Here is a 17,336-nt window from a genome sequence, read left to right on the forward strand (position 1 = left end):
AGTCAGGCATTGCCAGGTCATTGCTCCACATCACTTCATATTTGGAGGGAGCAATGACAACTTATCAACTTGAAGAACTACAAAGAGAAACGACCTTTGGCGGTGCGGGGGAAGAAGCCAATGATAGAGAAATCCCCGTCATCGATATGGGCAACTTCGAATTACGCCGAGAAGAAATCCGCGAGCAACTTTGGCAAGCCGCGACGCAAGTGGGCTTTTTCCAACTCAAAAATCACGGTATCACAGCCCAAGAAATCGCAGCTGCGTTTACTGAATCCGAACGTTTTTTCAACCTTCCTGAAAGTATCAAAGGCCAATACTTAAAACCAAAAGGCGTCAACGCTGGTTGGGAAAGTCGCAGCCAAATAAGGCCGTCTACTGGCACTAAAGATCAAAAAGAGTCTTATCAAATTACCCAGTATCACATGGACAACTTATGGCCGAGCCAAGATGAGTTGCCCGACTTTCAAAAAAACGCCCTAGAATTCGAAAACCGCTGTTGGCAAGTGGGTATGAAGGTACTCTCCTGCTTTGCTGATAAATTGGGCTTTGATAGAGACTTTTTCACCCAAGCCCATGACCCTAAACAAAAGGATTACCAGAGCACGTTACGTTTATTGCATTACTTCCCTACGGAAGGTGTCACAGAACAAGGTGATATATGGCGAGCGGGGGCTCATACGGATTTTGATTGCCTGACTCTACTCTTCCAGCATGAAGGCCATGGCGGCCTACAGGTATGCCCAGGCGCAGAAGCTGACAGCCTACGTTGGACGGATATCCCACCCCTTGCCGATGTCATTACCTGCAACATTGGCGACATGCTTATGCGCTGGAGCGACGATCAACTCAAGTCTAACTTACACAGAGTCAGACAACCTAGAATAGACGAATACTGTGGTAGCCGACATTCTGTGGCCTTTTTCTGTCAGGCAAATAAGGAACAGATCATTCAAGGCCCTGCAAAGCATTATCAGCCTATCAGCGCCGCTGACTTTTTACAGCAGCGAATACAGGCAAACTTTGTAGGCGAAAAAACCTAATATCTAAAGATAAAATCAATGTGGTGATGTGTTATCGCCTTTTATTTACTAGTGAGTGTAGTAAGTAACGGGCGAATCAAATCACCACATCCTGTTGGTTGTTAAATTCTTCTAGAGCACTTTTAAACGCCTCGATACCTTCTTCAAACTCTTTTCTGGTGTTAGACCCGCCAAGAGAGATTCTAAAAGCATTTAAGCCAATCGAAACTGACGAAGAACTTGAGTGACAAAATAAGTCTGCCGTTCTGACTTTCACATTTTTGGATAATAGAAAGGCATTCAGCTGATTTACATTGATGTGTTTAGGCAAACTTAGCCATACATTTAGCCCACCACAACGAACAGTTAAACCTTGCTGTTCTGCCATTGCTTTAAAGGCACTTTGACGATAACGCATTTCCGTTGCCAACAAAGATTGGTTATAAGTAAAACCTTCACTGGTTAGAAATCGCGTTGCAAGCTCGAAGTTTAACGTTGAAACCATCCAACATTGACTGTGAATATTCGCATTAAACGCCTTCTGTAATTGCTTAGGAACAAGGCTATAAGCCACCCTCAAACCACCAGCAACGTATTTAGACAAACTCGAAATATAGAATACTCGATCAGCGGCTCGCTGTTGCAGTGGCGATCGCCAATTTTCTGGCAAGCAGTAATTCACATCGTCTTCAATAATATAAAACTTATATTGCCGACTCAGCTCAACAATACGGTCAAGCTGATCCTGAGAATATTGAATATTAGTTGGATTCTGCATGTTAGCAGTAATGTAGAGGATCTTAGGTTGGTATGTTTGGCAATATTCTTCCAAAACCTCCAAATCTAAGCCTTGCGGAGCTATGGGAACCCCCATTGGCTTTACTCGGCATGCATCTACCGCGCGAAAGAAACCGGGGTATGCGAGCTCTTCATGTAAAACATAATCCCCCTCTTGAGTGAGTATTTGTAAACAGGTATAGATGCCTTGCTGCGCGCCCTGAGTAAACACAATATCATTTGGGTCTATTGTTATTTGCTTACCAGCTAACCAATCTTTGAAGACCCGTTTATGCTTGGAAACGCCTTGCGGGGAGTAAGTCATGACTTGAGTGACGGCATTAAGGTCTTCGGCTAATTCAGTTAACGCATTCTGCATTAGAGTCTGTTGACCTAGCATTGGCTGCATACTCGACGCAAAGTCATACTCTCTATTAGCCTCAAGCTCAATCTGCCCTTCGCCTTTACATACTATTGAACTAGGAGATTTCACATAGGTTCCAGCTCCTAACTTCGCCCTTACTAACCCTTTCTTTTCTAGTAAATCATAGGCTCTAGTAACTGTCCCATGAGTAATCACTAGTTCATCTGCCAACCAACGTTGTGCTGGCAACTTTTGTTGATCTGGTAGATCGCCAGACAAAATGGCTTGCTCAATTAATAATGCCAAGGCTTTGTATTTAGGCTGAACCAGACAAGCCTCGTCAAATTTGATTTTACTAATCATACAATTGTACCCATAACAATAAATCAATTGCCTACAAAACTCTAATATGAGAACCTAAATACATACAATAAACCATAAATTGTATAGATACAATACTATTTAGACGGAGTTTAAAGATGAGTAATGCATTGCTAGAGTTACTTCCCGCACTAACACTATTTTGCCTAGTAAGCACATTAACCCCTGGGCCCAACAACATACTATTGGCTCACTCCGGTGCGAATTTTGGAATAAAAAGAACCTTGCCACATGTGGCTGGTATTCGTCTCGGCATGACACTTCTGCATTGCTTCATTTTATTAGGGCTAGGGAAAGTTTTTTCGTTATGGCCTAAAACACATGATGTTTTCGCCTTTATTGCGGCAGGCTACATCTTATATATGTCTATTAAAATTGCTCTGGCAAAACCCCATTCAAGCAAAAATAGTTTACAGCCAATGGGGGTGATTCAAGCAGCTCTTTTTCAAGGTATTAACCCAAAATCATGGGCAAGCCTTATATCAGCTAGCTCTCTTTTTACTTTAGCAGGTGATCAATTTTGGCCATCAGCACTTATATGTATTATTGCTTTTAATGTGGCGACTCTTCCTGGAACATTTATGTGGATATCCATAGGTAAACTAGTGTCACGTAAACTAAAAGATCCCACCTTCCATAAGTACTTCAATATCTTAATGGGAGCGCTATTATCCACTACTTTACCTATGATGTTCCTGTAGAAAAAGACTCTACTAGCTTAAAGTAAAGCAGTGCTAAGGCTCCATAAAAAAAGGACGCATAAAAGCGTCCTTTTTTTATATTAACCGTTAAATTAAAGGTTAATTTGATTCAGTGTCAAAGCTGATGTTTCAATGTTTAACATCTTAGCTAAGTCTTCTTTCACTTCATCCATACTGCCGTATTGCGCCGCTGCGTCATATTCGCCTTTGAAGTAATGACCTTCTTTGTTGTTCACTCGGCCCAATTGAAATTTATCACCTTTTTCACCACGACCATTGATGATGTAGACATCGAGTTCCATAAATTCTCCAATAACATTTATACAGTAGAGGTCATTATATATGCTTATTAACAACGACCACCAGTCTTGCTTGAGAATCAAAGAAGTATTAAGGCTATATAGTGACTATATGATTAAAAAACCATTAATGCCTACACTAAAAACTAAAGAATAATGTGAGGTAAATAGCGACTCATATCTTGAGTTATTGGACCACTGTCTTCCCGTACGGATATACCTGCTGCTTGGTTATCTACTAGCCAGCTGCCTATCAAGGTGTAATTATCACCGAATCTAGGCAGTAAATGCGTTTTTTGATAGATAAATCCTTCCTCTCCATACGGCCCATCTGATATCGCCATTCCCTTTTGCTTACCAGTAAAGGAAATATTAGCTCCCTCCCGAGAAAAAATAGGCTTTTTAACTAAGGAGTCTATGTCAGACGCTAGGTGTAACTCATCTTCAAAAAAAGCAGGGAGTAAATTCGGATGGTTTGGAAACAGCTTCCATAACATAGGTAATAACGCTTTATTGGAAAGAATACTTTTCCATGGAGGCTCTACCCAGCGAATATTATTATTCCCCAAGTCTGTCGAAAACTCTTCCTGAAACATAAACTCCCAAGGATAGAGCTTAAACATAGAAGTAATTATATGATCAGACAAATCAGTAAAACTGCCAGATACATCTCGACCAATATCTTCCATGTAGACAAATGCTGTTTTCAATCCAGCTTCTTTAGCGCAATCTTCTAGGTACTGAACTGTACCACGATCTTCCGGCGTTCCTTTGCAGCAGGCAAAATGCAATGTGCGATTTGGTGTGAGGATACTTATCTCTTTAAACCGATTAACTAGCTTTTCTTGAAGAGAGTTAAACTGGTCCGAATGAGAACTTAATACACCACTATCAACATTATCTTGCAACCACAGCCATTGCCAAAAGCCCGTTTCATAAATACTTGTTGGAGTGTCCGCATTATTTTCATAAAGCTTAGCATCACCGACACCGGAGTAGGCAAAATCTAGACGTGAGTACAAGCTAGGATCACCATTAAGCCAGGATTGCCGAATAAAATCCCATTGTCCCTCAGGTAAACAAAAGCGACGCATCAATTCATCGTCATGAATTACCTTCTCAACCACGGCTAAGCACATTTGATGGACATCTTCAGTTGGACCTTCAATCCCCTTCTCAATCTGTTCTAACGTAAATTGATAATAGGCTGTCTCATCCCAATACTTTTCGCCATACATGGTGTGAAATTCAAAGCCAAATTCTTTTGCCCTTTGCTGCCATTGAGCTCGTTCCATGATAGGGAGGCGAAACATATACTAGCCTCCCCAGCTTTTAGATTTGCCGCCGCCCCAGTTAGATTTAGCGGAAGCTACTGAGCCAAACCCTCCTCTTGAAACAGTGCGTGTTGGTGTAGGCTTAGAAGACAAAGTAGACTTTGGCACCTTATAAGAAGATCTACCTGCACTACCAATAACAGTACCGTCAGACAACATAACACGGCCATGATATGAAGAACGGCTATTACGATAATAGAACACTGGGTTATATACATACCCATGGTGGAATGCATTACTCACCATAAAACCAGACATATAAGGCACAAAAAAGCCATCAGGCGATTGATGACAATATCTTTGGCCAAACTCTATACCGCACGCGGATAACGAGTTATATCTTGGTGCCGTTCTAGCAGCTTCTTCTAAAGCTTTTTGATAAGCAACCTCACATTGCTCCTGAGTTAAGTCTGTTTTTGACACACAATCATCAACAGAAGAAGCGACCTTCACATCTTCCTCGTTTCCACATGCAACTAAAGTTATGGACGCAACAGCTAATGCAACAGGCTTAAGCAAAGGCCTAACAATCAACTCTTTGCGCATAATAGCGATATTAATTTGTTTGCTTCTTTTCATCACAAACCTCTTAATATGTCATACAAGCTGCATTAAGTACCCCAACCGCAATACTAGTTGCCGCTAGCATCACCCCCGCACTCACTTCATTTGCAATGATACGAGCAACAATTTTAGGCATGAAAATAAATCGCACAACAAGAAAGGCTAAAGATTGGGCTATTAATGCCACAGCGCCCCAAACAGCAAAATCTAACAACGAAACAGAGTTTTCTGCCACACCACCCAAAGCAATAGCAAAACCGACAACAGCCCCACCAAACCCTATCGCAGCTGCTGTATTTTGCTCTTCTTTAATTAATTTCCATTCATCGTGGGGGGTTATAAGCGAATAGATAAATTTGAAGATAATGACAAAAAGTAACGCTAAACCAAAATAGCTACCAAAATTTGCCACACTCTCCATAAGTGCCTGAATTTCCATAAAAACTCCTTAGTATTGTTATTGTATTAACCATGAATGGTAAGTTGTGATGGCGAAAGCGTTATACCTGTACTTAAAACAAAACAGCGATTTAAACTACCAGCTTGCTCACTTTCTTCTGCGGACAAAAATAATGACTCAGTAAAGCCATTACTCACTTCTCTCTCAAACAACATAGTGAACTGATCCGTTGATGAAACTTCCCCGTCTTCATCATAAGTATCTTCTTGTATATAGACTGGATTATGATAGTCACTAGCTGAAGTCCAAACTCGTTGATATATATTTCCCTCCACTTCATAGGAGGGGGTACCAATTTTCGTATTCAGTAAGGTATCCCAAATTTCTTGGGATACAATATCTTGGGTATCGTAGAAGTGAAATAATTTTACATCAACAACACTTTCAGACTGTTTATTACCTTCTGAAATCACTTGTAAAAAAGCATCATCATCCGTGTAAAAGCGAAATACATAAGTACCATCTAATTCTGCAGTGCCAACCGCTTTAATAATATAACTAGTGGCTGCACCATCTGTCATTAATTCACTTTCATTCATTCTCAATAGCAATGGGTCTATTTCAAAACTGCCGCCTATACGTAGGCCCATGATAGAAGGCGTGGCACTAGCCTTCGCGTCTTTCTTTTTAAAAAATGAAAACATATTTAAAATCACCCACTAAACAACTGGAAATTAAAAGTTTTACTACACACAACACTATTGCAAACCAACGAATTTAAAAGCCTACTCATAAAAAAGCCATTTCATTTACTTATGAAATGGCTTTGCTTTTTCATCCGCTTATTTTGCTTTTTTTGCTGCTAGTATTTGAGCTAACTTATCATTGCCTTTAGCTGTATTACTGTTAGAGCCTATGCCTGCGGCTTTCAATTTTGCATCGAGATCACTACCACTTTCTTCGTTTGCAAGTTCCTCTGCTGCCTCCAATTCCGCATTACGCTGAGCTTGCTTTTCTTTGATTCGATCAAGGCTACTCAGGGCTGTTTTAACTTTGCTATTGGCTCCCATGTGACGTGTTGACACAGCTACTTGCGCCTTTTGTACAGACTCAGTCGCTTTAACTTGTTCTATTTGCTGCTCCATTCGGCGAACATTACCTTTTGCTTTAGCTATGTTACTTTTTAACGATTGCTCTGACGTCAAAAAACTGTCCAAGATACTTTGCTCAGTTTCTAAAGTTGTTTCTAACTCAGCAACTCGATCCGCGCATTCTACTGCCAAAGCATCATCGCCTTTTTCACTCGCAGCAATAGCGTGGTTCGTGTAGGTTTCAATATCTGCTTGAAGAGCCTTCACCTTACCTTCTGCAAGTTTACGTTTTGCCATAATACGCGTCAGGTTCTCATCGCACAGTTGAAGCTCTTTTTTTGCTTCTCGCATCTCTTGGTCTAAAATACGAATCGCCTGACCATCAGCAACAGTTTCAATACCTTCATTAGCAGCACCACGCACTGCCGTCCATAGTTTTCTTAAACTCATAGCGCTTTCTCCACATCTAAATAGTCATCGCATAAATCAAGAAACTCTGTCACATTTTCAAATAACGTCTCGATTTCTTCCATTACTACAGTATCTTTGCTATCCACCGATAAAGCACCAAATGCCACATAGTAGTCTTCATTTGCAATATTCTTTATGCATACTGAAGTCAGAGGCACATAATGATGACTTCGCAAAATCAATTCATTAAGAGCAGCTTTATCTTTCACACTTTTTGTTGAAAATAATGCGGCCTCGACCAAAATTTGTCTGCCACCTACATATACAAAAACATCAACACCCTCGTCATTAGATACCGCTAAGCAATCACCTTCTGACTCTACGACCCAACTACCTTGAGACTCAATTAATTTTAATAATGCACTTCTGTTCCAAGACATAAGAACTCCCTTAATTTATAAAATGTAAAAATCTTTCTACTTCATAACAAACTTTGCAGTTACATCATTAACTCTTTTTTTCTATGCCTTCACTCTTACCATCTTTAGGCATAAATGAAGTTGGAGAAAGATTATCGCCATTCAACAAGTTTGATAATGATCCATCAACCTTATCAACTAATCCAACCTCTCTTAATAAAGCATCGACCACTGGTGCATTGGCACGATAATTCAACGCTGCTTGAGTTACCTGATCTGCCATATTGCCACTACTCGAGCTCACACTGTCTCCTGTTAAGCCCCCTCCCGTACTATAACCTTGTAATATTTTAATACCTTCAATGTTTTCTAAAGGTTTTACTGTACTAGCAATAATTTCTGGCAAGACTTTTAAAATTGCTAAAGCTTTTTGTAGCTCTATCTGTTCATCTTTTAAAGTATTTTCAGCGTCATAAAGAGCTTGTTTACCCGCTGCTTCTACTGCTAACACTTTTTCATCAGCTTCAGCCTGAAAAAGCTTCGCATCAGCATTAGCTCTGGCAGTGGTAAGTACCGCATCTGCTTCATTTTTAGCAGCTTCCATTTTGGCTTGCGCCTCCACAGTTATACCAACAGCTTCTCTCTCCGCTTCTTTCTGAGCGTCAATAACTTCAATCTTCATTTGACGATTCGCCTCAGCTATCTGGCGAGCAGTAATAACTTCTTCTTCTTTCTCAACTTTAACTTTTTCTGCACCTGCCGCTTTCGCTCTAGCGGCAGACTCTTCCTCAGACTTAGTTGCCACCGCTATTTGTTTTGTTTGCTCAGCAACCTGAAGATCCCTCTCTTGTATAATTCGAGCTTCTTCAAGCTGTTTTCGCTTGGCAATTTCTTGGGACTCAATCTCTCTAGACTTCTCTATTTCGGCAATCTCAATAGCACGCTCTTTCGCTATTTCAGCTTCTCGTTCTTCTTTCTCTTTTTGTTCTCTTTGTTTCGCTATTTCGGCCTTTTGATTCTGCCTTTTGAATGCCAAAACCTGCTCTTGATTTAAAAGAGCCTCTTCTTCATCTTGCTTGATGTTGAGGGATTGTTTATTCGCCTCTAAATTTCTAGTTTCTATTTGGATGCGATTATCTTGCTCAATATCATTTGTTTCTTTGCGCTTCTCTTCAATAATTTTAGCTAGACGCGCACGACCTTCCGCATCAAAAGCATTATTTTCATTAAAATACTGTAAATCTGTTTGATCAAAGCCTGTCAAGCTCACGGACTCTAACTCAAGCCCATTTTTCTCTAGGTCGTTAGCAACACTCTGCTGCACCTTTTGCACAAAGTCTGCTCGCTGCTCATGCATTTCAATCATCGACATCTCTGCTGCTACCGCACGCAAAACATCTACAAATTTGGACTCCATCAGCTTCTTAACTTCTTCTGCGCGGGTAGTGCGCGTCCCCAAAGTCTGAGCTGCCATAGATATTCCATTACCATTAGGTGATACTCGAAGATAGAAGTCCGCCTTAACATCTACACGCATTCTGTCTCTGGTAATCAAAGCATCTTTTTGTGTCTTTTCTACCTCTATTCGAAGTGTGTTCATATTAACTGGTATCACTTCATGGACAACGGGCAACACTAAGGCCCCACCGTCTTTGATTACTTTCTCTCCTCCAAGCCCAGTTCTTACAAACGCTGTTTCTTTCGTCGCACGCTTGTAGAGCTTGGCAAAGATAATACCTATTGTTATGAGTGCAAGAATGATTATCATCGCAAGAATAATCGATGCTGATATATTTATTGAGAATATTTCCATAGAATAACAATCCTTTTTTATTTATAAGTAACCTGTCACTAACCAAAAACCAGTTTCTTTCTTTACAAGAATAACTTTATCACCGCTTACAAACTCATCATCATTTTCAAATGGCTGAACAAGCACATAGTGAAGCTGATTAAATTTATCTATATATTTCGCTTCTGCGGAACAGCCCATACGAGCAGAACCAACTGTTATTTGAGCTACCACACCGACAAAGTCATCATCACTCATTGCTGAGGACTCTTCTTTAGGTAATATAAGCGCTATTAATGCACCCACTCGCCCAGTTAGTAAAGCTGCAAAAAATAGGGCCATCGGTACAGATATTACTGGTGTAATAAAAGACTCTTCATTCGCAAACAACCAAACTATATTAAAAACATACCCTGACAAACTAAAAATAGTTAAAAAAATAACAAGCCAAATAATCATTGGTAAGCGATCAAGAGCCAACCAACTTATTAACGCTACAACACTCGGTACCTCAATATCAAAATCAGGAATGTCGCTGAATAGCCCAAACAAACTCGAACCTAAAAAAATCCCAATAACTTCTGCCGAAAACAATAGAACAACAATGAATAATGCAGTACTGAAAAGAAAATTTGCATCATTAAAGAAGAATGTGGTCATAGTTTGTCATCCTGAATGTGAGTAATTTCCATCTTTTTTATCGCACCTATAAATGTATATTGATTATCTTTCTCAAGATTAACTTCCACAACCTAAATCCACTTATTAATGCGAAAAACATAAACATGACTCATTATAAGAAACTCTAAGGAAACGAAATATTTGTTACTTATAAGCAACAAATATACAATATAAACAACTATTATCAAGCATAATTTTATATATAGATGCTGTTTTTTAAATTTTATGCTACCTTCATACATTAACTGAGCCCTCTAACTTAGTGAGTAATCATATGAATCAAGACCAAAGTATTAAAAACAGACACTCTCTATCCCCTTATAAGCTTGCAATTACACGCTACATTCGCTCATCTCTTGCTTTAAAAGGTTTAAAATATGATGACTTATGTGAGCTACTTCAACGAAAGGGCATTACTATGACACCAGAAAACCTACGCAGTAAAACCCACAAAGGTATGTTCTCTGCAGATTTATTTACAGCTATTATCGACGTGCTTGAATTAGAAGAAGATGCTCTGAAGACTATTCTGAAGGAAGCAAAAAGTGCCTAGAGCTTTCCTTCCTTATACCGTGCTTTATTTTGTCATGGCCATTTGGTTGGTATATATACTTGACCTTGTTCTGATTGGTGTCGATTTAGATCAATTTGGTATTCGCCCCCGAACCCTCACTCATATTCCCAGCATATTGCTATCACCATTTTTGCATAGCAATTTATATCACCTACTATCAAACACAGTAGCAATTTTGATACTCGGTATATTAGTAAACATGTCTGTGGGGAATATAAGACTAAGACAAATTATGATGGGTGGTGCAATAGGCTCAGGTATAGGTATATGGCTATTTTCTGCTAGTGGCTTAGTGATTGGTGCTTCAGGTATAGTTTTTTCACTACTTGGGTTCTTACTTGCGAACGCTGCTTGCAACCCAACTATAAGAAGTTGGGTTGCTGCTATTGTGGCTTTTTTGGCTTATGGTGGAACTCTATTCTCTTTTGCTCACTTTCTCCCTCATATTTCTTGGGCAGCACATTTCTGGGGATTTTTAAGTGGCATCCTACTAGCGGCCCTTTTCAAAAAACAAAGTACATAACAGCAAACTTAGGAGCGGTATAAGTATAACTGTAATTAAGTACTTGCTATTTTTTGACATAGAAAGATTATGTGCTCATCTACAATTCAGCTAATCGAAATCCTGCGATTTTATGTACTTCATTTAATGCTCGGTCAAACTCAGTTTGCCAATCGTTGGGCATCCTTTCTTCAAAGCCTTTAAGTATTTGTTCTTTGGTTGCGCCTTTTACCGCCATGATGAAAGGGAAGCCAAATTTGCCTCGGTATTCATCATTTAACTGTAGAAAGTGAACTAGCTCTTCATCACTGCATTGATCTAAACCAGCACCCGCTTGTTCTGACTTAGACGCATCAGTGAGTGAACCAGCTAATGCTGCTTTGCCTGCTAGATCTGGATGCGCCCTTAGTAAAATAAGCTTTTGCTCATCAGAACTTTGATCCACAACGTCACGCATGGCCGCTTGAAGCTTTTCTTTACCATCTAGGTAACTGCTTGGGTGTTGTGTTTTTTGCTGCCACACTAATTCCGCTACCCAAGGCGAATGTTCGTATATGCTACCCAATACAGCCACAAAGTCTGCTTCATCTAGTGAGGCAAACACAGCTTGTTCATTCTGCATTTTCTTCTCCAATCACTTGCGCTTTCTAAACGCGTATTTATTATTAACGCCTGCTCAGATCAATAATCTAAGTCGATGGCATAAATATTGATTTATTTTTTGCAGCTCTCTTTATTGTTATGGTGATAAAGAGTTCTAATTTAAAGATCTATCTGCAAAAACTGGGCTCAAACCGCAATACCTCTATTATTAAGGAAATATTATGGGTTACCTAACCACTCACATTCTCGATACGACAAAAGGCATTGCTGCCGAAAATGTCGCAATTCGTTTATTCCAGCATACAAATACAGGTCAACGTCAACTGATACACACCACTATCTCTAACCACGATGGCCGATGTGACAGCCCATTATTAGAAGGCTCAGCATTCATAGCTGGCGTCTACGAGCTAGAATTTGATATTGATGCATACTTTGCGAACCAAGGTATCGAGTTAGAAGAACCTAATTTTTTAAATACCGTGGTTATTCGCTTTGGTATTCATGATGAATCCACTCACTACCATATACCTTTACTGGTCTCGCCTTATTCCTACAGCACCTATCGCGGTAGCTAATTTTGTTTTCTTGAACAAAGGCTTTTCTAAACAAAGAAAAGTATGAGTCATATAAACGCACCACGACAGTAAGAACGCACTAAAAGAAAGCAATCAAACCCTTTAATAGGCGATTAAAATATTGGGGAAACCCTATTTTATTGCATTGAAGAACTGTGTGAAGCAGTGAAACATATATTTCACTTAAAATAAATGACGGAACCATTGTTTCGTGGTACGTTTATTGCCTCTAAATATTCGTATCTTAGATGGGAGCAAAATATGAAGGCGTTAATTATTGGAGCCGGTATTGGCGGCATGTCCGCTGCAGCCGCTTTAAAGCAACAAGGCATAGAGTGTGATGTCTTTGAAGCCGTAAAAGAAATTAAGCCAGTCGGTGCTGCGCTTTCTATTTGGTCAAACGGTGTGAAATGCATGAACCACCTTGGTATGGGTCATATTATGGATCAGCTAGGTGGCCCAATGCATAACATGGCCTACCAAGATGGAATTAGTGGTTCTGTTATGACCCAATTTAGCCTCAGCCCATTAGTGGAAGCCGTTGGTGAGCGCCCTTGCCCCGTTTCCCGGGCCGACCTACAAAGCATGATGGTCGACTCTTGGGGTAAAGAGAACATTCAATTTGGCAAACGTATTGAAAAAGTCGAGCAAACAGAAGAAAGCGTGACGGCTTATTTCACCGATGGTTCCAGTGCCACAGGCGACTTTATGATCGCAGCTGACGGCGCCCATTCTAAAGTTCGTACCCACGTCATTGGCTACCAAGCGGAACGCCGATACGCAGGCTATGTGAACTGGAACGGTTTAGTCGATGTCGATGAGGACATTGCTCCTGATAATCAATGGACGACTTTTGTTGCTGAAGGCAAACGTGTTTCCATTATGCCGGTTGCCGACAAACGCTTTTATTTCTTCTTTGATGTGCCATTACCAACAGGTCTAGAAGAAGACCGCACAACTGTGATTAAAGATTTAACTGGCTATTTCCAAGGCTGGGCGGAGCCGGTACAAAAACTTATTTCAGCCATTAATCCAGAAACCACCAATCGCATTGAAATTCACGATATTGACCCTTTTGACACCTTAGTAAAAGGCAACATTGCTTTGCTTGGTGACTCTGCCCACAACACTACACCTGATATAGGTCAAGGTGCTTGCTCTGCGTTAGAAGATTCGGTTGTACTAGGACAATGTTTCGCTGAACATGGCGCTATTGAATCCCCTGCTGATATCGAAGCCGTTTTAAAAGCTTATGAAGAGAAACGCCGTTTCCGAGTGAAAGATTTGGTCCTCAAAGCACGCAAGCGTTGTGATGTTACTCATGGTGCCAACATGGCGGAAACACAAGCTTGGTACGACGAGTTAAAAGTAGAAAAAGGCGACAAGATTATTGAGGGTTTACGCAACACCATCATTAATGGCCCACTAGGTTAATTATGTCTGTTACGGCATAGATACAGAATAGAGAAAGGGGAGCCATTACTCCCCTTTCTCTATTCTAGTTCTTCTCCTAATCCACTCATATTTACAAAAACATATTTACAAAACATTAGCACTTAGGAGTTAAGGTCGTGTTTCCAACTGCCGAGCTGTATACAAGGCCCTGTAAATAAGGTGTTCTCTTCGGATGGGCTGTCGGCGTTTTTGGTGAATACCAGCTCGCTACTGTTAGAAACGGCGGTCCATGTGCTTTTATTCAAATTCCACGGAGTCGCTTTATTTGGCTCACTACCAATGTAAGTTAACAACCCTGTTTCCCTGTGTTTCGCCCACAAATGAATACCTTGCTTTAAACCTCTAGGACTGTTTTCAGACCATTGAAGAAAAAGCCTAGATGGGGACGTTTCTGTTTTTTGATAAACATTAACCACAAAACTTATGGCGCTGTTCGAATCGTCTGCAGAAGCTGGAGACATCACTGCCAGATAACTTGGCGTCGCACTGACAATAGGTTCTTTCATGGACGAAGCAGGATAGAAGAACAATAACGCCGCAAAAGTGAGAGACAAAGCGGAAGCCCCTATCCCGGTAAATTGCCAGAATCGTAAGCTACTCCAGACACTCGATTTCTCTACTTTCTGTTCAGTTTTTTCAAATACGCTGCGCTCAATTTTTTCCCATACTTTAGGGCTAGGTGTTATCTCCTCTAGCGAATCATGTATAGGAGAAAGCGTCTCAGCCCACTCAGCTATTGCTCTGCTTAACTCAGGACAAGTCAAAGACAAAGCTTCTGTACGCGCACGCACTCTTGGCGTCATGACACCCGCCACATATTGGCTCGCCAAATGCTCGCAAATCACAGGGTTCTTATATCTTAGGGCTTCAGACATAGTTTTAACTCCTGTAAACCGCGACGAATCCAAGCCTTCATGGTGCCTAGCGGCACAGCCATCTTATGGGCCAATTCACTATGGCTATAGCCATGCACATAAGACAATAAAACGCTCTCTCTTGCCTGCTCCTTCAGCTTGTATAAGCAGCGGTTCAAGGCAATATTACTGGATTCATCAAATTCCTCAGTAAGCGAACTAATAAACTCTTGATGTTCGTCTGTGGAAATATGAGGATGTTTTTGTGCTTTTCTTAATCTATCCAAACTGGCGTTTCGTGCCATCACGCACAGCCAAGCCAACGCACTGCCCTCTCCGCGGTACTTGTCCGCCTGATGCCAGACTTTTATAAAGACTTCTTGCAATAGCTCTTCTGCCTCAGCGTGATCCTTAATGATTCGATAGATCAAACCAAGCAGCTTGCTACTGGTTAATTCATAAAGCTGTTTAAGGGCGAGCTTATCTTGTGTTTGAATCCGAAACAGTAAAGCATTCACTTCAGTGTTCCATTGTGAGTTTTCCACTAATACACATCTCTTTGTTAAGTAAATGGTTTCTCAAGACAATAAAGCAGTAAGTTAAACTTACTGCTTTATAAGATTCTTAACAAGGATAGGCCTTGCTCTGCTACCAAGTTCTGTCACGACAATGTTAGTAGGAGTAGCCCTGTTTTTTCGCCACATGCCAAACACCGCCAATACCATCACCTGTCATATCACCTTTTTTGACGTCACCAATCCATGTATATAAAGGTTTATTATCGTATGTCCATTGTTTAGCGCCATCGTCACGCACCGTAAAACCGTAACCCTTTTTAACTGATGCGCCATCTTTCATGATGTAAGGTGGCCACTTTTTAGCACACCCATCGTTACAATAAGAAAGACCGTCTGAATCAATATCAAAAGTATAAAGCGTCATACCGTCTTTATTCACTAGGACAGTCTCAGCGGCTACCGCTGTTGCAGATAAGATAAATGGGCTTGCCATTAAGATAGTGCCAGCGACCAATTTATTAAGTTGAATTTTCATTGTTTACTCCATTTTGACTTTAATAATGTGGGATACACTATTAAAGACGAAATGAAATAAAGGATTGGACGCAGCCTTTCTAAAAAAATTTAAAATATTTATTTTTTCTGGGCGGTAGAGCAAAACATTCGCTAATTTAAATAGCTATCTAAGCGCTTTTGCAGCGTTTTTCTAAATGGGTAACATTTCAATATTTCATCAAACAAGATAACCCCAAAAACCACGTAAAGCGGTGCATCCCAGTAAATAAGCAGAGCGCACAAAGGCAGAGCAATCAGCCATTGGGTAATAATATTAATACGCACGATTAAATAACTGTCTCCCATTGCTCTTATCATGTTGCCGCAAAACATATTATTGGTACGAACTAGGGGTAAGATAATATAAATAGGTGCAATGATACTCAGCGCCATCAGTGTTTCTTCTGATAGATTGGGGTAAAGGAAAGAAAACGACAGGCTAAGTGCAAAAAAGCCTAAAGCGATAAACACAGCAATAAGTCGTGTTACCCATAGGGACTGGTAAACAAAATCAGGGATGCTAGCAAACTCTTTTTTCCCCACATACTGGCTGACTAATATGGTACTCGCCTGAGCCCATGTATTGGCAAACATAGAGCCTATTTTAATCCAAGGCAGTATCAGGGTAATAGCCGCATAAGCTGGTACTGAAAGCTGGGCGAAGAGAATTTGGAAGATTAAAAGTCCAGTTAATAAAACAATAAAGTTCGCCACCACAGGTACGACTTCATTGAGATGATTTTTTATATCCTGCCGCTTAGGTAAGTTTAAGCTGCCCACAAGCCCTTGTTTATTTTCCATATAGAAGCGAATAGCCAAATAGCTAAAGCGCAAAGCAATCGCCATGACACTACCTAATGCAGCACCTGCTAGGCCTAATGCTGGAGCGCCCAAATAGCCGTTAATCAGTATCACACTGAACACCACATTAAGGGGAATTTCGATCATAAAGCCATATAAAGGAATACGTGTCTTTTTATTGGCATTAAAGTAAGACACCATCACCACGGAAGCAGAAGCCAATACCAATAGAACTAAGGATATTAGGATATACTGCGTGGCCTGTTTGATGACTTCTGGGTTATCTGTAATCAAGCTGACGATAAACTCTGCCGAGAAGAATAATGCCACTACAGATAAGCACGAGAAGCTTAAATTAATTAACCATGCTGATACCATTTCTGTCGCTATCTTTTCTTTATCGCCCGCCCCAGCTGCCCGAGATAAAACCAACTGCGTGCCATTAGAAATCGCAAATTGGATTCCAAGAATAAAGGTCACTATGGCCGCCGCGATACCAAACGCCGCAATAGGCAGCTCCCCTAATGATGCAATCAATAACAAATCTATGATGGCCACAGACTGCATTAATATCGCATTGCACGTCATTGGCCATGCAAGGGATAAGTTTTGCTTTAACGTGACTTTTGACCATGGAATGGACTTGAACATCTTAGGGTT

21 protein-coding genes are annotated in these 17,336 nt (G+C 40.6%); 6 read left to right on the forward strand and 15 right to left on the reverse strand.

What is annotated here, in order from left to right; translation table 11 throughout:
- Positions 1 to 53 precede the first annotated feature (53 nt).
- On the forward strand, positions 54 to 1,043 hold the full coding sequence (locus tag OFY17_RS09810) for an isopenicillin N synthase family dioxygenase (protein ID WP_263530553.1): 990 nt from the start codon (positions 54 to 56) through the stop codon (positions 1,041 to 1,043).
- Positions 1,044 to 1,119: 76 nt separating this feature from the next.
- Here the strand turns inward: OFY17_RS09810 and OFY17_RS09815 are convergent, their stop codons facing one another.
- Entirely contained in the window at positions 1,120 to 2,526 is a 1,407-nt protein-coding gene (locus OFY17_RS09815) for an aminotransferase-like domain-containing protein (RefSeq protein WP_263530554.1), read from the reverse strand.
- A 116-nt stretch (positions 2,527 to 2,642) separates the two neighbouring features.
- Here OFY17_RS09815 and OFY17_RS09820 point away from each other — a divergent pair, with 116 nt between their 5' ends.
- Entirely contained in the window at positions 2,643 to 3,245 is a 603-nt protein-coding gene (locus tag OFY17_RS09820; protein WP_263530555.1) for a LysE family translocator, read from the forward strand.
- 92 nt (positions 3,246 to 3,337) lie between these two features.
- Here OFY17_RS09820 and OFY17_RS09825 read toward each other — a convergent pair whose 3' ends face one another.
- From OFY17_RS09825 to OFY17_RS09865, 9 genes are all read right to left on the reverse strand, one after another.
- Positions 3,338 to 3,547: a hypothetical protein gene (locus OFY17_RS09825; RefSeq protein WP_263530556.1), complete on the reverse strand. Its 210-nt coding sequence runs from the start codon at positions 3,545 to 3,547 to the stop codon at positions 3,338 to 3,340.
- A gap of 143 nt (positions 3,548 to 3,690) precedes the next feature.
- Positions 3,691 to 4,857 (reverse strand): glutathionylspermidine synthase family protein, encoded by a 1,167-nt coding sequence (locus OFY17_RS09830; RefSeq protein ID WP_263530557.1) that lies wholly within the window; start codon positions 4,855 to 4,857, stop codon positions 3,691 to 3,693.
- A 3-nt stretch (positions 4,858 to 4,860) separates the two neighbouring features.
- Positions 4,861 to 5,457 carry a DUF1190 domain-containing protein gene (locus OFY17_RS09835; protein WP_263530558.1) on the reverse strand — a complete coding sequence of 199 codons (597 nt, stop codon included), beginning with the start codon at positions 5,455 to 5,457 and terminating at the stop codon, positions 4,861 to 4,863.
- A 10-nt stretch (positions 5,458 to 5,467) separates the two neighbouring features.
- A complete protein-coding gene (locus tag OFY17_RS09840) occupies positions 5,468 to 5,881 on the reverse strand; it encodes a DUF350 domain-containing protein (protein WP_263530559.1) in 414 nt (137 codons plus the stop codon).
- A gap of 26 nt (positions 5,882 to 5,907) precedes the next feature.
- The gene (locus OFY17_RS09845) at positions 5,908 to 6,546 is read right to left on the reverse strand and encodes a YjfK family protein (protein ID WP_263530560.1); all 639 of its coding nucleotides are present in this window, start codon (positions 6,544 to 6,546) and stop codon (positions 5,908 to 5,910) included.
- A gap of 138 nt (positions 6,547 to 6,684) precedes the next feature.
- Positions 6,685 to 7,383 carry a PspA/IM30 family protein gene (locus tag OFY17_RS09850; RefSeq protein ID WP_263530561.1) on the reverse strand — a complete coding sequence of 233 codons (699 nt, stop codon included), beginning with the start codon at positions 7,381 to 7,383 and terminating at the stop codon, positions 6,685 to 6,687.
- The gene (locus tag OFY17_RS09855; protein WP_263530562.1) at positions 7,380 to 7,784 is read right to left on the reverse strand and encodes a YjfI family protein; all 405 of its coding nucleotides are present in this window, start codon (positions 7,782 to 7,784) and stop codon (positions 7,380 to 7,382) included. The genes OFY17_RS09850 and OFY17_RS09855 overlap by 4 nt, the downstream gene beginning before the upstream one ends.
- A 67-nt stretch (positions 7,785 to 7,851) precedes the next feature.
- A complete protein-coding gene (locus tag OFY17_RS09860; protein ID WP_263530563.1) occupies positions 7,852 to 9,576 on the reverse strand; it encodes a flotillin family protein in 1,725 nt (574 codons plus the stop codon).
- 21 nt (positions 9,577 to 9,597) lie between these two features.
- Entirely contained in the window at positions 9,598 to 10,215 is a 618-nt protein-coding gene (locus OFY17_RS09865; RefSeq protein WP_263530564.1) for a YqiJ family protein, read from the reverse strand.
- A 295-nt stretch (positions 10,216 to 10,510) separates the two neighbouring features.
- Between OFY17_RS09865 and OFY17_RS09870 the strand changes: the two genes are divergently transcribed.
- The gene (locus tag OFY17_RS09870; protein WP_263530565.1) at positions 10,511 to 10,789 is read left to right on the forward strand and encodes a DUF6471 domain-containing protein; all 279 of its coding nucleotides are present in this window, start codon (positions 10,511 to 10,513) and stop codon (positions 10,787 to 10,789) included.
- Positions 10,782 to 11,333, forward strand: a complete 552-nt coding sequence (locus tag OFY17_RS09875) for a rhomboid family intramembrane serine protease (protein WP_263530566.1) — start codon at positions 10,782 to 10,784, stop codon at positions 11,331 to 11,333. Before OFY17_RS09870 ends, OFY17_RS09875 begins: the two co-directional genes overlap by 8 nt.
- 79 nt (positions 11,334 to 11,412) lie before the next feature.
- Here OFY17_RS09875 and uraD read toward each other — a convergent pair whose 3' ends face one another.
- Positions 11,413 to 11,934 carry a 2-oxo-4-hydroxy-4-carboxy-5-ureidoimidazoline decarboxylase gene (gene uraD / locus OFY17_RS09880; protein ID WP_263530567.1) on the reverse strand — a complete coding sequence of 174 codons (522 nt, stop codon included), beginning with the start codon at positions 11,932 to 11,934 and terminating at the stop codon, positions 11,413 to 11,415.
- A 202-nt stretch (positions 11,935 to 12,136) separates the two neighbouring features.
- Between uraD and uraH the strand changes: the two genes are divergently transcribed.
- Together uraH and hpxO are read left to right on the forward strand one after the other, a co-directional pair.
- Positions 12,137 to 12,493 (forward strand): hydroxyisourate hydrolase, encoded by a 357-nt coding sequence (gene uraH, locus OFY17_RS09885; protein ID WP_263530568.1) that lies wholly within the window; start codon positions 12,137 to 12,139, stop codon positions 12,491 to 12,493.
- A gap of 261 nt (positions 12,494 to 12,754) precedes the next feature.
- Positions 12,755 to 13,927: an FAD-dependent urate hydroxylase HpxO gene (gene hpxO / locus OFY17_RS09890; RefSeq protein ID WP_263530569.1), complete on the forward strand. Its 1,173-nt coding sequence runs from the start codon at positions 12,755 to 12,757 to the stop codon at positions 13,925 to 13,927.
- 122 nt (positions 13,928 to 14,049) lie between these two features.
- Here hpxO and OFY17_RS09895 read toward each other — a convergent pair whose 3' ends face one another.
- The 4 genes from OFY17_RS09895 to OFY17_RS09910 all read right to left on the reverse strand — a co-directional run bounded on the left by OFY17_RS09895 (position 14,050) and on the right by OFY17_RS09910 (position 17,327).
- Positions 14,050 to 14,823, reverse strand: coding sequence for an anti-sigma factor (locus tag OFY17_RS09895; protein WP_263530570.1), 774 nt, complete (start codon positions 14,821 to 14,823; stop codon positions 14,050 to 14,052).
- Positions 14,808 to 15,347 (reverse strand): RNA polymerase sigma factor, encoded by a 540-nt coding sequence (locus tag OFY17_RS09900; protein ID WP_263530571.1) that lies wholly within the window; start codon positions 15,345 to 15,347, stop codon positions 14,808 to 14,810. The genes OFY17_RS09895 and OFY17_RS09900 overlap by 16 nt, the downstream gene beginning before the upstream one ends.
- Before the next feature lie 127 nt (positions 15,348 to 15,474).
- Positions 15,475 to 15,855: a COG4315 family predicted lipoprotein gene (locus OFY17_RS09905; protein ID WP_263530572.1), complete on the reverse strand. Its 381-nt coding sequence runs from the start codon at positions 15,853 to 15,855 to the stop codon at positions 15,475 to 15,477.
- A 131-nt stretch (positions 15,856 to 15,986) separates the two neighbouring features.
- Positions 15,987 to 17,327 (reverse strand): MATE family efflux transporter, encoded by a 1,341-nt coding sequence (locus OFY17_RS09910; protein ID WP_263530573.1) that lies wholly within the window; start codon positions 17,325 to 17,327, stop codon positions 15,987 to 15,989.
- Positions 17,328 to 17,336: the final 9 nt, after the last annotated feature.

Source organism: Marinomonas sargassi (assembly GCF_025716875.1).
GTDB lineage: Bacteria > Pseudomonadota > Gammaproteobacteria > Pseudomonadales > Marinomonadaceae > Marinomonas > Marinomonas sargassi.

Coding starts and splice junctions, on each gene's coding strand:
- OFY17_RS09840 (WP_263530559.1), bottom strand. CDS start 5,881: ATGGAAATTCAGGCACTTATGGAGAGTGTGGCAAATTTTGGTAGCTAT.
- OFY17_RS09815 (WP_263530554.1), bottom strand. CDS start 2,526: ATGATTAGTAAAATCAAATTTGACGAGGCTTGTCTGGTTCAGCCTAAA.
- OFY17_RS09845 (WP_263530560.1), bottom strand. CDS start 6,546: ATGTTTTCATTTTTTAAAAAGAAAGACGCGAAGGCTAGTGCCACGCCT.
- OFY17_RS09905 (WP_263530572.1), bottom strand. CDS start 15,855: ATGAAAATTCAACTTAATAAATTGGTCGCTGGCACTATCTTAATGGCA.
- uraH (WP_263530568.1), top strand. CDS start 12,137: ATGGGTTACCTAACCACTCACATTCTCGATACGACAAAAGGCATTGCT.
- uraD (WP_263530567.1), bottom strand. CDS start 11,934: ATGCAGAATGAACAAGCTGTGTTTGCCTCACTAGATGAAGCAGACTTT.
- OFY17_RS09835 (WP_263530558.1), bottom strand. CDS start 5,457: ATGAAAAGAAGCAAACAAATTAATATCGCTATTATGCGCAAAGAGTTG.
- OFY17_RS09910 (WP_263530573.1), bottom strand. CDS start 17,327: ATGTTCAAGTCCATTCCATGGTCAAAAGTCACGTTAAAGCAAAACTTA.
- OFY17_RS09825 (WP_263530556.1), bottom strand. CDS start 3,547: ATGGAACTCGATGTCTACATCATCAATGGTCGTGGTGAAAAAGGTGAT.
- OFY17_RS09860 (WP_263530563.1), bottom strand. CDS start 9,576: ATGGAAATATTCTCAATAAATATATCAGCATCGATTATTCTTGCGATG.
- OFY17_RS09870 (WP_263530565.1), top strand. CDS start 10,511: ATGAATCAAGACCAAAGTATTAAAAACAGACACTCTCTATCCCCTTAT.
- OFY17_RS09855 (WP_263530562.1), bottom strand. CDS start 7,784: ATGTCTTGGAACAGAAGTGCATTATTAAAATTAATTGAGTCTCAAGGT.
- OFY17_RS09820 (WP_263530555.1), top strand. CDS start 2,643: ATGAGTAATGCATTGCTAGAGTTACTTCCCGCACTAACACTATTTTGC.
- OFY17_RS09850 (WP_263530561.1), bottom strand. CDS start 7,383: ATGAGTTTAAGAAAACTATGGACGGCAGTGCGTGGTGCTGCTAATGAA.
- OFY17_RS09865 (WP_263530564.1), bottom strand. CDS start 10,215: ATGACCACATTCTTCTTTAATGATGCAAATTTTCTTTTCAGTACTGCA.
- OFY17_RS09830 (WP_263530557.1), bottom strand. CDS start 4,857: ATGTTTCGCCTCCCTATCATGGAACGAGCTCAATGGCAGCAAAGGGCA.
- hpxO (WP_263530569.1), top strand. CDS start 12,755: ATGAAGGCGTTAATTATTGGAGCCGGTATTGGCGGCATGTCCGCTGCA.
- OFY17_RS09895 (WP_263530570.1), bottom strand. CDS start 14,823: ATGTCTGAAGCCCTAAGATATAAGAACCCTGTGATTTGCGAGCATTTG.
- OFY17_RS09810 (WP_263530553.1), top strand. CDS start 54: ATGACAACTTATCAACTTGAAGAACTACAAAGAGAAACGACCTTTGGC.